At 56.1% G+C, this 15,437-nt stretch carries 15 protein-coding genes and 2 pseudogenes; 15 read left to right on the top strand and 2 right to left on the bottom strand.

The genetic code is table 11. From position 1 onward, the window contains the following. Positions 1-173: 173 nt before the first annotated feature. Positions 174-1,169, bottom strand: coding sequence for a hypothetical protein (locus tag GXP58_01475; GenBank protein NOY52273.1), 996 nt, complete (start codon positions 1,167-1,169; stop codon positions 174-176). Positions 1,170-1,177: 8 nt separating this feature from the next. Further along, positions 1,178-1,837, bottom strand: coding sequence for a CPBP family intramembrane metalloprotease (locus GXP58_01470; GenBank protein ID NOY52272.1), 660 nt, complete (start codon positions 1,835-1,837; stop codon positions 1,178-1,180). A gap of 239 nt (positions 1,838-2,076) precedes the next feature. On the opposite strand from GXP58_01470, the gene gspN reads away from it, so the two are divergent. The 15 genes and pseudogenes from gspN (at position 2,077) to sppA (ending at position 15,413) form a co-directional block, all read left to right on the top strand. Further along, positions 2,077-2,964, top strand: coding sequence for a type II secretion system protein GspN (gene gspN / locus GXP58_01465; GenBank protein ID NOY52271.1), 888 nt, complete (start codon positions 2,077-2,079; stop codon positions 2,962-2,964). A 625-nt stretch (positions 2,965-3,589) separates the two neighbouring features. Beyond that, positions 3,590-3,832 (top strand): hypothetical protein, encoded by a 243-nt coding sequence (locus GXP58_01460; protein ID NOY52270.1) that lies wholly within the window; start codon positions 3,590-3,592, stop codon positions 3,830-3,832. Between the two features lie 376 nt (positions 3,833-4,208). Beyond that, positions 4,209-4,498, top strand: a pseudogene (locus GXP58_01455) (type II toxin-antitoxin system RelE/ParE family toxin). Between the two features lie 9 nt (positions 4,499-4,507). Continuing rightward, complete coding sequence (locus GXP58_01450) at positions 4,508-4,804, top strand: putative addiction module antidote protein (GenBank protein ID NOY52269.1); 297 nt, start codon at positions 4,508-4,510, stop codon at positions 4,802-4,804. 134 nt (positions 4,805-4,938) lie between these two features. After that, positions 4,939-5,391: an MOSC domain-containing protein gene (locus GXP58_01445; protein NOY52268.1), complete on the top strand. Its 453-nt coding sequence runs from the start codon at positions 4,939-4,941 to the stop codon at positions 5,389-5,391. Between the two features lie 4 nt (positions 5,392-5,395). Further along, a complete protein-coding gene (locus GXP58_01440) occupies positions 5,396-5,914 on the top strand; it encodes a MogA/MoaB family molybdenum cofactor biosynthesis protein (protein ID NOY52267.1) in 519 nt (172 codons plus the stop codon). Between the two features lie 37 nt (positions 5,915-5,951). Next, a complete protein-coding gene (locus GXP58_01435) occupies positions 5,952-6,398 on the top strand; it encodes a universal stress protein (GenBank protein ID NOY52266.1) in 447 nt (148 codons plus the stop codon). 134 nt (positions 6,399-6,532) lie between these two features. After that, positions 6,533-7,603 (top strand): prephenate dehydratase, encoded by a 1,071-nt coding sequence (gene pheA / locus GXP58_01430; protein ID NOY52265.1) that lies wholly within the window; start codon positions 6,533-6,535, stop codon positions 7,601-7,603. Between the two features lie 12 nt (positions 7,604-7,615). Beyond that, positions 7,616-8,695 (top strand): histidinol-phosphate transaminase, encoded by a 1,080-nt coding sequence (locus GXP58_01425; GenBank protein NOY52264.1) that lies wholly within the window; start codon positions 7,616-7,618, stop codon positions 8,693-8,695. A gap of 52 nt (positions 8,696-8,747) precedes the next feature. Continuing rightward, entirely contained in the window at positions 8,748-9,614 is an 867-nt protein-coding gene (locus GXP58_01420; protein NOY52263.1) for a prephenate dehydrogenase/arogenate dehydrogenase family protein, read from the top strand. A 1-nt stretch (position 9,615) separates the two neighbouring features. Further along, positions 9,616-10,907: pseudogene (aroA, locus tag GXP58_01415) on the top strand (3-phosphoshikimate 1-carboxyvinyltransferase). Beyond that, on the top strand, positions 10,904-11,587 hold the full coding sequence (locus GXP58_01410) for a (d)CMP kinase (protein NOY52262.1): 684 nt from the start codon (positions 10,904-10,906) through the stop codon (positions 11,585-11,587). The pseudogene aroA and the gene GXP58_01410 overlap by 4 nt, the downstream one beginning before the upstream one ends. After that, positions 11,587-12,447: a 4-hydroxy-3-methylbut-2-enyl diphosphate reductase gene (gene ispH / locus GXP58_01405; protein NOY52261.1), complete on the top strand. Its 861-nt coding sequence runs from the start codon at positions 11,587-11,589 to the stop codon at positions 12,445-12,447. The genes GXP58_01410 and ispH overlap by 1 nt, the downstream gene beginning before the upstream one ends. A 122-nt stretch (positions 12,448-12,569) precedes the next feature. Beyond that, positions 12,570-14,393, top strand: coding sequence for a 30S ribosomal protein S1 (locus tag GXP58_01400; protein ID NOY52260.1), 1,824 nt, complete (start codon positions 12,570-12,572; stop codon positions 14,391-14,393). 114 nt (positions 14,394-14,507) lie between these two features. Then, positions 14,508-15,413: a signal peptide peptidase SppA gene (sppA, locus tag GXP58_01395; GenBank protein ID NOY52259.1), complete on the top strand. Its 906-nt coding sequence runs from the start codon at positions 14,508-14,510 to the stop codon at positions 15,411-15,413. Positions 15,414-15,437: the final 24 nt, after the last annotated feature.

The following is a 15,437-nucleotide window of genomic DNA, read 5'->3' as shown; positions in this document are numbered from 1 at the left end:
CGACAGGCTCACCACGAACGGAATATCAATCACTTACACCGTTCGCCCTGAGCTTGTCGAAGGGCTTCGTGACTTTTTACGACACCATCAATAAAAATCCCTGTAAAAACACGACTTTATTATAGTTTAACCGACGCTCCCGCAGTCTGTCAATAAAATCCTCCGTCTGCAGATCAGGGGCCGGGGACCAGTGTGTCGAGAAGGGAGGGGATCTCAGGGAGGTGTCGGAAGATATTACAGGTGAGACGGAAGACCGGTACATATTCAATGAGGCTCCGGACGATGGAGAAACCCTGGCGGTTGTACTCCGTGGCACTTATCCCTTCCTCCTTCCGGCTGGCTCCAAAGAGTGAGGTCAGGAGTTCGTAGGTCGCCTCCCCCGTGCCGGCGGGCGTCAGCACCGGTTGATCCGTTCCCGCCTGATGGTCCAGGATGACGATTTTTGCGATGGGATAGGAGCGGTCGAAGGGGGTCCGGTCCCGGATCTCCTGGAGGATGAGAAAACCGCGGTCCTCGAAGGCGGCATATTTGCCGGCCAATCGTTCTTTCCGGAAGATCTGCGGATAGCGTTTGACAATTTCCCCGTAGACCCGGAATCCGCGGGGAAAGCCCATAAGTTTGAAAGGGGGACCGGGGAGGAGGATGGTCCATTCATCGGTCAGGCAGGTCCAGCCGGAGAGAGTGGCGGCGAAACTGACCGTCGTTTTTCCGGAGCCGGTCATTCCCGGCAGGAGTAGCGCCGAGTCGTTCCGGACGAGGGCGGCCCCGTGGAAGGTAAAGGTGCCTCGGCTTCTTCCAAGCGCCAGGGTGGCGAGATTGGAGAGGATATTGATGGAGGCGATGACCGCCTCATCCCATCGGTATCCCCGATCCGCTATCACCCACGCGCCGGGCTTATCGAGGGGAAAGAATCCGGTTATCCTTTCAGAAAGTTGCATCTGATCTTTTGGCTCGACGGGGGGGGGAGAAAAATCGTCCCGGACCGGAAGGGTCCGATCGTGGAAGAAGTAGCGGAGCACTTCGCTCCCTCCGGTACCCGTTGTCGTCAGAAAGGAAAGTTCCCTTTCAATCTCCCTCACGAGACGGGGGTTGTTCGATCCGACGAGGAGGGTCAACCCCTGGAAGGAGAGCGCGAGATCCGGTTCAAAGTTGAATGAGGCGCTTTTCATTCTTCCTTTTAGAACCTCCCCTGAAAGGAAAAAAGGGCGATATTGGAAAGGGCATGGAAGAGGATCGGCGCGATGATGGAATCGGTCTTTTCCCGGAGCCATCCGAAGACGAGGGCGGAAAAGAAAATCCCCACGTTCCAGAGGTTGACGGCAAGGAGGAGATGAAAGAACATGAAGATCAGGGAGGTGACGATCAGCCCCGGGCCGAAGGGGGCACCGAAGAGGTGATGGGGGCGACCCCAAATCCGATTGAGGCGGGTCTGGAGGTACCCCCGGAAATAGAACTCTTCCGGCAGGGCTATGACGGTGAACTGGTAGAGGCACATCTTCAGCCAGCGGGCCGTCTCGTGTCCGTTTCCGAAGTGCAGGGAAGGTTTGCCGATCCAGAATCGATAGAGAAGAAAATAGGGGACTAGGAGCAGGACCGATACGAGCAGTCCCGTTCCGATCGACCGGCGAAGATCGTTAAGATGGTATCCGAAATTTTCGAACGGTTCTCCGTGAAGGGTCAGCAGAATCCAGGGGAGGAGGATCCAGCCGGGGGTGAGTAGCGCATTCCCGAAACGGAGAAGCCCGGAGGGCAGGGGCAGAAGATGGAGCGCTGCCACAAAGAGAAAGAGAAAAAGCGTAACCAGCGAACATTCCAGCGCCAACTTTCTTCTTGACATTGCTTTCCTTCCCTCGTTAGGTTAATTCACTTAACGTAACTGCTCAGGTTGCTTCTATTTTCCTGCAGGACAAGGCGTGAGGAGCGCGGACACCTTCGGCGTATTTTTCATACGTTGAGGATTTGAGCACCGCAACAACGCAGTCATACGGAAAAAGAGAGGTGACCTGAGTAGTTACCATTTAACTTATCAAAAAACAAAGGCTTTCGACAAGAATTATTCATTCACGGGGAGAACCGATGAAAGGGAATCACGGAGGTTTTTCGATCCTGTACGTTCTCTACGGACTGTTTTTGTTCTGCCTTCTGCTGCTGATCTTCTTTCCTTACGGCCGCTTGGCTGAAAGCCTGATCCACCGCTTCAGTGAAGAGCGAAAGATCACAATGCGTTATGATCACTTCGATTTTCACCTGCCGCTGCGTTGTTCATTCCAGCCCGTAGAGATTCTGCTGCCCAATGGGGACGGACAAATCCCGATCTACCGGGGCAATTTGCTTTCCCTCCGGGTCTCCCCCTGGTCTCTGTTCCGAGGCAGAGTCCGTGCGGATTTTCAGGGGAAAGGATACGGCGGGACACTCTCCGGCAGCGTCCGGATCCGGCGCCCCTTTTCTTCAGGGGCGGGGAAATATTTCCTCCAAGTGGCGCAGCTCCGGATCGAGGATGTGCTGTCCCCCTTTTATCTGCGGGACTTTAAAATTGATGGACGACTGAGCGGTGAAGGGACAATTCGGGTGCCGGAGGAGGGGAGATATCTCAAGGCAACGGGCAAAATTACGGCATCCCTGAAGAACGGGAGTGTCCGGAATATCCTGATTCAGGGGCTCGATCTTCCCGATTTCAACTTCCAGGCCATCGAGGTGAAGACCGACCTGAGGGAAGGGGTTCTCAGGATTCGGAAATGTCATGTTGCCAGCGACATCCTGCTGGCGGAAATCGACGGTGAAGTCCGACTTGATGCACGGGATATACGGGAGAGCCCACTCAACCTGACGGCACATCTCAAGGCGCAGGCGGATGATCCGATCAACCTGAAGGGGGTGGCTCGGTTCTTTCACAAAACGCCGGATTCGAAGGGTTATTATTCCTTCCGGATTCAGGGGACCTTCCGGAATCCTCAACTGCTCTGACACCGGGCTTCCGCACCGGGACTTCCCCCGGTTTTGCAGGAGACAGGTGAAGCGGAGATCATCGAGCTTAGGCAAGGGCAAGATCAAAGTCGGAAGCATTTAACCACGGGGGACACGGGGTGTCACGGGGAAAAGACAAGGATCAAGAGCGATGGACCACGGCCTTGTGCTCCCCCTTTTTAGCTAAAGGGGGGATGGGGGAATTTGAAAGGTCAAAAGCAAAAGTCTTGCAGCGCCGGGGTTTACCCTCGGCGGATGTCGCTAAAAAGGCCTTGACAGAAGAAAGTCCAAAATATAGTATCACGTATATTCATCCTGAAAAATAGGTGCAAAATGTTGGATACTATTTCTCCTCCGATCGTTTGTGCCTCCCCCCTTAGCGTTTTTGCCATGCAGCGGCCACGACCCCAAAAGCCGAGACGTCTCGACCGGGTTATTGGAGGCCCTGCGTTCCCGCCATTACAGCCGCCGTATCGAGCAGACCTATTTGTCATTGTGTAAAACGATTTTTTATAAGTGTTACTAATTGGCTCACCAATCAAGGCACCCGGACGCCAAACAGCTGTGCTGTCTAGCGCCGATGTTTTCAATCGTTACACGTAAGAAATAAAAAGAGGAAGATTTCATGAAACATGTACCAAGACTAGTTTTCCTCATCAGCGTGACGACGGTCATTGTGTCATTGTCCGGATGTGCTTTAGTCGGTCCAATGCCACCCATAGTTGGCCCAGGCGGCACGGGTATATTGTCATGGGTGTTGATCTCCGTTGTTGGATATTTCGTCTGGCACGAGCTGGTTGCTATGGGCGCCAGACTTGGAGCATTGGAAAAAGAGATAAAAAAATACAAAACAAAAGGAGAACTATAATGACTAATTTTCGACTGATCGTAGTTCCGCTAGTACTAACATTACTGTTGGTGGAAGGAATGGCCATAGCAAACGCACAAGACAAAACACCTTTGCTGGGTACGCCATCTGACCCTGGATATGGGCAAACAACGCCTCCGCCACCTCCGGGGCAGGTTCCACCACCGTCGCCAGGTCAAGGGATAGTGATCCCGCCACCTCCGCATGCGCTATAGATGAAAGGGTCTTGGATTTTTTACGAGACCATCAAGAATTAAAGACCCCAAAAGATTAAAGATCCCAAGAGGACTGCTCTCGAGGGCATGACCCCAAGCTCCTGCCATGGTATTAACAATTGTCTATTGACATTGTGTATCCTTTGGGCTACAGTGTGGCCATGGTTGAGATTCGCAAGACGGAGGTTTTTGCAAAATGGTTCAACGGTTTAAGGGACATTCGGGCCCGTGCTCGTATTCTGGTGCGAGTTAAACGGTCGGCAGCCAAAATCCAGGAGATGCCAGGCCTGTCAGTGCAGGCATCTCAGAGGTGCAAATTGACTACGGACTTGGTTATCGGGTTTATTACAAACAGCACAGGAGGACCTTGGTTGTTTTGCTGGCCGGTGGTGACAAAAACAGCCAGGCCGAAGATATCAGGACTGCCTTGCGCCTGGCGCAAAATTTATAGGAGTATATCATGGCGAAAACCATCACTACCCGATACGATGTCGCCGAGTATCTTCGTACTCCGGAAGAGATGGCCACCTATTTTGAGGCTTGTCTTGAAGAGGCAAATGGTGATGCTGCATTCATTGCTAAAGCCTTAGGTGATATTGCCCGTGCCAAAGGTATGTCGCAAGTGGCTCGTGATGCCGGCCTGTCGCGTGAAAGTCTTTACAAGGCGCTCTCCGGTGAAAGAACCCCTAATTTTGATACGATCCTTAAGGTATTGAAAGCGCTTGGTTTGAAGTTGCATGCGGAAGCAACGGTGTAAGCAGCTGGACGGTCCAACCAGTCGCTCGTGCGGACCGCCGACAAACGCGGTACTTTCCAAGTTTTATCTTGAGAGACTCTCATCCGTTTGCCGGGCCCTTTTTTGACGTTGGATCTCTGAAGGAGAAAAGAGAGTTGGGACGAATTGTTTCCGTCAATGTCAGCGCCGAAAAGGGAGAGAAGAAAAAGAGCGTTCCCTCGGCCGAGGTGAGAGCGGGTTACGGGATCGAATCGGATGCCCATGCCGGGAAGTGGCACCGGCAGATCTCCCTGCTGGCCATTGAGAGTATCGCCGGAATGCAGGAGAAAGGACTTGATGTCGGTCCCGGAGATTTTGCGGAGAATTTGACGACCGAGGGGATGGACTTGCTGAGTCTCCCGGTGGGGACACAACTTTCGATCGGGGAAGAGATTGAAATCGAGGTGACGCAGATCGGGAAGGAGTGCCACGGCAGTCGCTGTGCCGTCTACCGTCAGGCCGGTGATTGCGTGATGCCGAAGGAGGGGATTTTTGTGCGGGTCTTACGCGGGGGTGTGGTCCGGCCGGGAGATCTCCTTACGGTGCTGGAGTCGGGGGAGGACCGCTGAAGTGGTGGAAAAAGGGCAGGAACGAAACAGGTTCTACCGGGTGGCTCTGCTGACGTTGAGTGACAAGGGGGCCCGGGGGGAACGGGAGGATGTCAGCGGCGGGGTTCTGCGGGAGATGATTCTTTCCCTTTCCGCGAAGGTGGTGTTCCAGGAGATTCTTCCCGATGAACAGCCGGAGATTGAGGCGGTTCTGCGTCGGTTGTCGGACAGTAGAGAAGTCGATCTGATTCTGACCACGGGAGGAACCGGCGTTTCTCCCCGGGATGTGACACCGGATGCAACCCTGCGGGTCCTCGACCGGAAACTGCCGGGGATGGCCGAAGCGATGCGGGCGGCCTCCCTGAAGAAGACCCCCCATGCCATGATTTCGAGGGCCGTCTGCGGGATCCGGAAGGAAACGTTGATCGTGAATCTTCCCGGCAGTCCCCGGGGGGTCAGGGAAAACCTTGCCGTTCTCCTTCCCGCCCTTCCGCATGCCCTGGATAAGATCCGGGGGGACGAAGGAGAATGCGGCGGGGAATAAGCCGTCGGTCCGGTAAATTAGAGAGGGAGGTGCAGCCATGTCCTTTATCAAAAGAATCCTGATTCCCACGGATGGTTCCGAATATTCTCATTATGCCCTTGAGTATGCCGTGAATCTTTGCCGGGCACTTCAGGCGGAGGTCGTTCTCGTTTCCATCGTCGATATCCGGTATGAAATGTATGATGCCTACAGCGAGGTCCATGCCGCGACACAGATGGAGGAGCTGATCCGGGAACAGGTGACCAAGGCGTTGGATCAACATGCGGCTGAAATAATCAACCAGGGTGTTTCCGTCAAGAAAATTATGAAGATCGGCGATGTGATTCATGAACTGCTTGAGGTGATTCGTGAGGAGCATGTCGATCTTGTCGTGGTGGGGACCCATGGCCGCAAAGGACTCTCCCGTTTTCTGCTCGGGAGTACAACGGAGAAACTGGTTCGAAGCGCCTCCTGTCCGGTCCTGACCGTGCGTCCGCCCGAATAGAAGGCCCGCCGCCCCTTCCCGCAGTTCTGCTCCTGTTTCAGAAATTGATTGATTCGTTCGGGAGAGTCCGTTAAACTGCAAATTCCTGAACCCGATTTTCTGGTGCGGCCCCAGGAAAGGAAAACTGTTTCGCAATGACTTCATTGGAAGACCTTCGCAGGAAAATCGATTCCATCGATGAGGCCCTCCTCAAAGGGCTGAACGAACGGGCTTCGATTGCCCGGCGGATCGGGGAGTTGAAGAGCCGGGAGAACCGGAATTTTCATGCTCCTTCCCGCGAGAAGGCGGTCCTGGAGCGAATCGGGAAGTTGAATCCCGGGCCGTTGTCGAACGAGGCTCTGGAGGCAATCTACCGGGAGATCATGTCCGCATCCCTGGCGCTCGAGGAACCGGTCAAGGTGGCCTATCTCGGTCCGGAAGGGACCTTCTCTCATCTGGCTTGTCTGAAAAATTACGGGAGTTCCGCCTGCCTGATCCCGGTGCGCAGTTTCAGCGAGGTCTTCGATGAGGTGGAACGGGGTCGTGTACACTATGGTGTGGTTCCCATTGAAAACTCGATCGAAGGGGTGGTCAACAATGCCCTGGATAACTTCATGAGGTCTGAACTCAAGATCACCTCCGAGATCCTGCTTCCGATCTCTCATTCTCTCCTCAGCCTTTCCGGGGAGATGGAGAAGGTCCGCAAGGTCTACTCGTTTCCGCAACCGACGGCCCAGTGCCGCCGTTGGATCGAGCAGCATATCCCCCATCTGCCGATCATCGATATGGAGAGTACGGCCGGAGCGGCACAGCGGGCCTCGGAAGATCCCGAGGCGGCCGCCATTGCCGGCGATGCCGCGGCCCGGCACTATGGATTGAAAGTGATCGAGAAAAGGATAGAAGACAATACCGACAACGTTACCCGTTTCCTGACGATTGCAAAAGAGCCGGCGCAGCCGACCGGTGATGACAAGACTTCGGTCGTGTTTGCCTTCAGGAATGAGCCGGGCGCCCTGTTCCGGTTCCTGCAGCCCTTTGCCGAGGAGGGGATCAACCTGACCAAGATTGAATCCCGTCCTTCGGGCCAGAAGGCCTGGGAGTATGTCTTTTTCGTCGATCTGGAAGGTCACGAGCAGGACCCGCCGATACGCAAAGCCCTGGACCGGCTGGGAAAGGACGCCTTCTTCCTGAAGGTCCTTGGTTCCTATCCCCGGGCCCGGGCGTAGGGGGGAGACGGGATGACCCGCGTGCCGGAGCATATCCGCAAGCTGACTCCCTACGTGCCGGGGAAACCGATCGACGAGGTAGAACGGGAACTCGGACTGAAAAAGACCGTCAAGCTTGCCTCCAATGAAAACCCTCTCGGCCCTTCACCGAAAGCCCTCGACGCCGTGTCGAGGCATCTGCATGATCTTCATCGTTATCCCGACGGAAACGGCTATTATCTGAAAGGGACCCTGGCCGAACGGTTTGACGTGACGCCGCAGGAGATCATTCTCGGTAACGGGTCGAATGAGCTGCTGGAACTGATCGTCAGGACCTTCTACCAACCGGGGATGAATACCGTCTCCTCGGAAAAGTCCTTTGTCGTCTATCCCTTGGTGACGCAGGCGGTGGGAGGGGAGTACCGTGCCGCTCCGATGAAGGCGGAGACCTATGATCTCGATGCCCTTGCGGAGCGGGTGGATGAGCGGACCCTCTGCGTTTTTATCGCCAATCCCAACAACCCGACGGGGACGATCGTCACCCGGGAGGCCCTCGACCGTTTTTTTGCCGCGATCCCTGCGGAGACACTGGTTGTCATGGATGAGGCCTACTTCGAATACGTGGAGTCGCCCGATTACCCCGACGGTCTGGAGTTTTTGAAGGCGGGACGGAATGTCATGGTCCTTCGGACCTTTTCCAAGATCTACGGTCTGGCCGGGCTCCGGATCGGTTACGGATTTGCCCATCCGGAAATCATCGATGCCTTAAACCGGGTGCGGGAGCCTTTCAATACGGGGTCGCTGGCGCAGGCGGCGGCCCTCGCCGCGCTGGGAGATGATTCGCATGTGGGCAAAAGCCTTGCCGTCAACCGTGAAGGAAGGAACTTTCTCTACCGGGCACTCAAGGGCCTCGGCCTTGCTTTTACACCGACGGAGGCCAATTTCATCTGGATTGACACCGGACGGGATGGAAGGGGTTTGCATGAGGCGTTGCTGCGGGAAGGGGTGATTGTTCGTCCCATGGGGGGAGGATACCTGCGGATCACCATCGGCCTTCCGGAAGAGAATCAACGACTGGTGACCGCCTTGACGAAGGTCCTTTCCGCCGGATGAACAGGACCCCGTAGCCATAGAAATTTGAAAAGCGTGCCGGCATGGAGCCTTGATGATGCAAAAGTGTTGGTTTGAAAAAGTGGTGATCATCGGCGTCGGCCTGATCGGAGGGTCCCTCGGCCTGGCCGGGAAAGCGAAAGGGATCTTCGGTAAGGTCGTCGGTGTCGGACGAGGCCGGGAGAACCTGGAGCAGGCCCGGGAACGGGGCGCTGTCGATGTATACTTTCATGATCCTGGAAAAGCCCTGCCCGGCGCGGATCTTGTTGTGCTGGCCACACCGGTCCAGGGTATCGTGACGATCGGGAAGGAAATCGCCCCCCTGTTAGAGGAGGGGACCCTCCTGACCGATGTGGGGAGTGTGAAAGAAGAGCTGGTGAAGGAACTGGAGTCCGGCCTTCCGGCGGGTGTGTGTTTCGTGGGGGGACACCCCATTGCCGGGAGTGAAGCGTCGGGGGCTTCCGCTGCACGGGAGGACCTCTTTCTGCATCGCCGGACCATCCTGACGCCGACCCGGCGGACGGATTCCGAGGCGTTGGCCCGGGTCCATGCAATGTGGGAATCGGTCGGCTCCCTTGTGGTTGAGATGGAGGCCGACGCACACGATACGATTCTTGCCGCGGTGAGCCATCTGCCTCATATGGTTGCCTATGCCCTGGCCGGGACATTGATGGAAATGACGGAGGACTATCCCGATATTACCGATTATGCGGCAGGCGGTTTTCGGGATATGACCCGCATTGCGGCGAGTCATCCGGAGATGTGGCGGGACATCTGCCGGATGAACCGGAAGAAAATCGTGGAAATGATCGAACAGTACGAGGCGGTGCTGGAAAAGATCAAGTTGCAGATCCGGGGGGACCATTTTGAAACGTTGAGCCGGACCTTTCAGGAAGCAAAGAACCTTCGAAAGAAACTCTGATATGAAACGACAGGTCGTAAAAAAATCGGGTTCATTAAAGGGAGAACTCCGGGTGCCGGGAGATAAATCGATCTCTCACCGGGCCGTCATCTTAGGGTCGATCGCGGAAGGGGAGACGGAAATCCGGGGGTTGCTTCGGGGAGAGGATTCCCTGAATACCCTGCGGGCCTTCCGGAAAATGGGTGTCGCCATCCGGGACGAAGGGGAACGGATCATCCTTCGGGGTAAGGGTCTTTCCGGGTTGCAGGAACCGGAAGGGGTTCTCGATATGGGCAACTCCGGAACGGGGATGCGTCTTTTAGTCGGCTTGCTCGCGGGACGGGATTTTTTTGCCGTCCTGACGGGGGATGAATATCTCTGTCGGCGTCCCATGGGGCGGGTCACCCGTCCACTCCGGATGATGGGCGCCTCCATCCTTGGAAGGGAGGAGGCCCGCCTGGCTCCGCTGGCCGTTCGCGGTGGAGGGCTACAGGGCATGGAGTATGTCTCGCCCGTTTCCAGCGCCCAGGTGAAATCGTCCCTTCTCTTTGCCGGGCTCAGTGCCTCGGGCCGGACGTCGGTTACCGAACCGACCTTGTCGAGGGATCACACGGAGCGGATGCTGCGACAGTTCGGTTATGCCGTGGAACGGGAGGGGACGACGGTGTCGGTGCAGGGGGGGGGATGCTTTCCGCTTGTACGGTTGATGTTCCTTCCGATTTTTCTTCGGCGGCTTTTTTCCTGGTAGCCGCCTCCCTGATCGGAGGGTCGCAGATTGTCCTGCGTGATGTGGGGATCAATCCGACCCGCGTGGGTTTGTTGAAGATCCTTAAGCGGATGGGCGCGCGGATCCGGGTCGAAGAGAAGGCGGGGGGAGAAGAACCGATCGCCGATCTGTACGTGGAAGATGCGGACCTTGAAGGGACGACCGTCCGGCCGGAAGAGATTCCCTCCACGATTGATGAGTTCCCCATCCTCTGTGTTGCTGCGGCCTTTGCCCGGGGGGAGACGAAGATTACCGGCGCCGCCGAACTGCGGGTGAAAGAGACCGACCGGATTCATGCGATGGTCGAGAACCTTCGCACCATCGGAGCGGAGGTGGAAGAATATGATGATGGCCTTGCCGTCCGGGGGCGGGACACATTACGGGGGGGGCTTTGCAGCAGTTTCGGTGATCACAGGGTGGCCATGGCCATGGCCGTGGCGGGACTGCGGTGTGACCGGGGAACAACGATCGAAGATGTCTCCTGCATTCAGACGTCTTTCCCCGGGTTCTGGAAGATGCTGCAATCCGTCAGTCGGGAGCAGGGATGAAAAAAGGACCGATTGTGACGATTGACGGTCCGTCCGGTTCGGGAAAGAGTACGGTGGCCCGGACCGTGTCGGAACGGCTCGGATATCGCTATATTGATACGGGAGCGATGTACCGGGGGATCGGCTGGCTGGCCCGGGAACAGAAGGTTCCCTTCCGGGAAGGACCGGAACTGACGGCCCTTCTGGAGACGGCGCGGCTTTCTTTTGAAGAGCGGGACGGCCGGACGGCTCTTATCGTAAACGGTCGTGACCTGACCGACCGGATCCGGACGGCGGAGATGGGGATGGTTGCCTCCGATATCTCCGCGATCGGTTCCGTGCGTACATGGCTCTCCACCCTTCAGCGGGCTCTGGGGTCGGAAGGAAAAACCGTCCTGGAGGGGCGGGACATGGGGACGGTGGTCTTTCCGGATGCCGAGGTCAAGATCTTTCTCACCGCCTCCCTGCAAGAGCGGGCCCGTCGCCGGACCGAAGAACTCAAGCTGCGGGGCGAGCAGGTCGATTGTAATGTGATTCAGCAGGATCTCGCCCGCAGGGATGCCCACGACCGAGACCGTGAACTGGCTCCTTTACGAAAGGCGAAGGATGCACTGGAGATCGACACCACCTCCATGACCCTTAACGAAGTGGTCAACCAGATATTGATGGTCGTCCGGAAAAAGGGGGCGGAGGGCGGATAATGGAGATCCTTCTTGCGGCGCAGGCCGGATTCTGTTTCGGGGTCAAACGCGCCATCAAAATGACCTATGATACGGCCCGGGAAAACGATGGGGAGGTGGGGACGATCGGTCCGCTGATTCACAATCCCCAGGTAGTGGCCCGTCTGGAGGAGATGGGGGTCCATCCCGTGGAAGGAGTGAAGGAATTTCAGGGGGAGACCCTGATCATTCGTTCCCATGGTGTCCCTCCCTCCGTGTATGAAGAGGCGGAAGGGGCCGGGGTCCGTCTGGTCGATGCCACTTGTCCCTTCGTCAAGAATGCTCAGGATTATGCAAGCCTGCTGCGCAAGGAAGGCTACCGGGTGGTCATCGTGGGCGACCGGAATCACCCCGAAGTCCAGGGAATCATGGCCTATGCCGGGGAGCGGGCCTCTGTGACGGTGGATGCAGAGGACCTTCGGGGACTGGGGAAGGTCCGCCGAATCGGTGTGATTGCCCAGACGACGATTCCCCTCGAGCGGTTCCAGCGCGTGGTCGGCCGATGCCTGGAGATTGCCGGAGAGGTCAAGGTTTTCAATACCATTTGTGATGCCACCCGGGTCCGGCAGGAAGAGGCCCAGTCCATTGCCCGAAAGGTCGACCTGATGCTGGTTGTGGGAGGGCGGAACAGCGGAAATACGACACGTCTGGCCGAACTCTGCCGGGAGACGGGAACACGAACGCTTCATCTGGAGACGGTGAAGGAGGTGGATCCGGCCTGGCTCGCAGGGGTGGAGAAGGTCGGAATTACGGCAGGCGCCTCGACGCCGGAATGGATCATCCGGGAAGTTGTTGACAAACTCCATGATCTATCGGATGGAGAAGGCCAAATTAAAGATTGACAAATCAGCCGCAATCATTCTATTCTTGCAAAGTTCAGCACCGGACGGCACTGCGCGGACGGTGAATCCCGAGCGGGAGGCCTGCCGGGATCCGAAAAAAACTCAGGAGGTCTGGATTGATTATGAATGAACAGAACGAAGAACAGGTGGAAACGAAGGAGGTCATGGAAAATCAGAATGTGCCGGAGGAGGTACAGGACGATGAGATGCTGAGTCATGAAGCCATGTCTCAGCTCTATGATGAGACCTTCCAGAATGCCAAGGAAGGATCCGTGATCAAGGGGAAGGTCCTTAAGGTGACGAAGGATTTTGTCGTCGTTGATGTCGGCTTTAAATCCGAGGGCGTCATTCCTGTGGAGGAATTCAGGACCCAAGGAGATTTGAATATCCAGGCCGGAGACGAGGTGGAAGTGCTCCTGGAACAGGTGGAAGACAGCGAAGGCCAGGTGGTCCTGTCGAAGGAGAAGGCCGACCGTATCCGGGTTTGGGAGGAGATTTCCAAGGCCTATGCGGAAGAACGAAGTGTGGAAGGGGTGGTGGTTTCCCGGATCAAGGGCGGTCTCTCCGTGGATATCGGAATCCGCGCCTTTCTTCCCGGTTCCCAGGTGGATATCCATCCGGTACGGAATCTCGACAAGTATATCGGGAAGAAGCTGGAGATGATGATCATCAAGATGAATCAGAAGCGGGGGAATATCGTCCTTTCCCGGCGGATTCTTCTTGAAGAGGAGCGGAAACTCCTGAAAGCGGAAACCCTGCAGAACCTGGAGGAAGGAAAGATCCTCAAGGGGATCGTCAAGAATATTACCGAGTACGGTGCCTTTATCGATCTCGGCGGCATCGACGGCCTGCTCCATATCACCGATATGTCCTGGGGACGTGTCCATCATCCCTCGGAGCTTTTTTCCTTCGGGGATGAGGTGGAGGTCGTGGTCCTGAAATTCGACCGGGAACGGGAACGGGTTTCACTGGGCTATAAGCAGAAGACGGAAAACCCCTGGAACAAGGCGGAAGAAAAATATCCCGTCAGCAGCCGCGTGCAAGGGAAGGTCGTGAGTCTCACCGATTACGGTGCCTTCGTGGAACTGGAAGAAGGGGTGGAAGGCTTGGTTCATGTGTCGGAGATGTCCTGGACCCAGAAGGTCCGGAATCCGGCCAAGATTGTATCGGTGGGCGATATCATTGAAGCGGTCGTCCTGAACCTTGATGTCTCCAACAAGCGGATCTCCCTCGGAATGAAACAGGTGGAATCGAACCCCTGGGATCTGGTCGAGCAGACCTACCCCGTCGGGAGCCGGATCAAGGGCGTGGTCAGGAACCTGACCGACTTCGGCGCCTTCATCGGTCTGGAAGAGGGGATCGACGGTCTGGTTCATATCTCGGATATGTCGTGGACACGCCGGATAAAACATCCGTCGGAAATCCTCAAAAAAGGGGACGAAGTGGAAGCCGTGGTTCTTCATGTCGACAAACGGAAAGAGCGTCTCTCCCTGGGGCTGAAACAGTTGAACGAAGATCCCTGGATCGGGATCCATGAAAAGTTTCCAGTGGGATCGGTGGTGACCGGCCGGGTGGTCAAAATCACGGATTTCGGCGTCTTTGTTGCTCTGGAAAACGGGATTGAAGGTTTGATTCATGTGACGGAGGTTTCCCTGGATCCCTCCGTGAAGATCGAAGATGTGCTGGCCATCAATAGTGAGGTCAAGGCCGTAATCTCCAAGATCGATCAGGAAGAGCGAAAGATCGGTCTCTCCATTAAGAAGTATCTTGAAGGTCTGGAAGAAGCGGACCTGAATCAATATTTGAGTGAGCAGGAATCGATGCGGACGAAAATGGGTGATCTGATTGCCGGTCAGCCGGGCGCTCCCGTTGTCGAGGAGACCCCTGCGGCCGATGAAACATCCGATCCGGAGCCGGAAGGAACGGACCCTGACGGATCTGCATAATATGGAATCAAGAACCGTGGCTCAGGGATCCACCCCCGGCTCCCTGAGCATCTCCCCCATCCTCTGTTGGGAATATTCTGAAGCGATTGCGTCTCTTTGAAAGGAGGTGCAACGATGCCTGATTTGCGAACTTCCTCTCCTGCAAGGTTTATCGTATTTCTCACCGGTCTCGCTCTCTTTGCCTTTCTGTCGGTATATCTGCTGACTTCATTCTTCGGCCGTGATCGGGAAAGCTCCGTCTCCCTGGGGGGGGACAAGATCGGTGTTGTGGAAATCAAAGGGGTGATCCTGAACTCCGAACATATCCTGAAAACGCTGAATCGTTACGTGGATGACCGGAACGTGAAGGGGATCCTCCTCCGGATTGACAGCCCCGGCGGCGCTGTGGCGCCGTCCCAGGAGATCTATGACGAGATTCGGAAGATCCACAAGGAAGGCAAAAAGAAGGTTGTTGCCTCCTTCGGGAATGTGGCGGCTTCGGGGGCCTACTATGTGGCATCCGCTGCGGATCGGATTGTTGCGAACCCGGGCAGTCTGACCGGCAGTATCGGTGTGATCATGGAGATGACGAACATCCGGGAACTCCTCGACAAGATCGGGATCGACAGTTATGTGATTAAAAGCGGGGAATTCAAGGATATCGGTAATATGACACGCCCGATGACCGAACGGGAGCATCGGTTAATCCAGGGTGTGATCAATGATATTTATATGCAGTTTGTCGAGGATGTAGCCAGCGGTCGCAAGATGGATGTTGCAAAGGTGAAAAAAATTGCCGACGGCAGTATCTTCTCCGGCCGGCAGGCCCTGGGCCTTGGGCTTGTTGACAAGCTCGGGTCCTTCCAGGATGCGGTCGATCTTCTGGCCGGGATGTCCGGTATCCGGGGGAAGCCGCGGTTAATTTATGAAAGAAAGGCCGGTCCCTCCTGGCTGGACTATGTGGCCAAAGGGACGTTACGAAAGGTTTTTCAGCTGGTCAAGGGAGAAGCCTTTAACGGGATCTTCTATCTTATGCAATGAGTTCACCCTGCATGGCGGGGCCTG

The sequence above is a fragment of the Deltaproteobacteria bacterium genome, from assembly GCA_013151235.1.
Classification (GTDB): Bacteria; CG2-30-53-67; CG2-30-53-67; order CG2-30-53-67; family CG2-30-53-67; genus JAADIO01.
The sequence above is the reverse complement of the archived record's forward strand: the minus strand, read 5'-3'. Positions and strand labels throughout refer to the sequence as shown.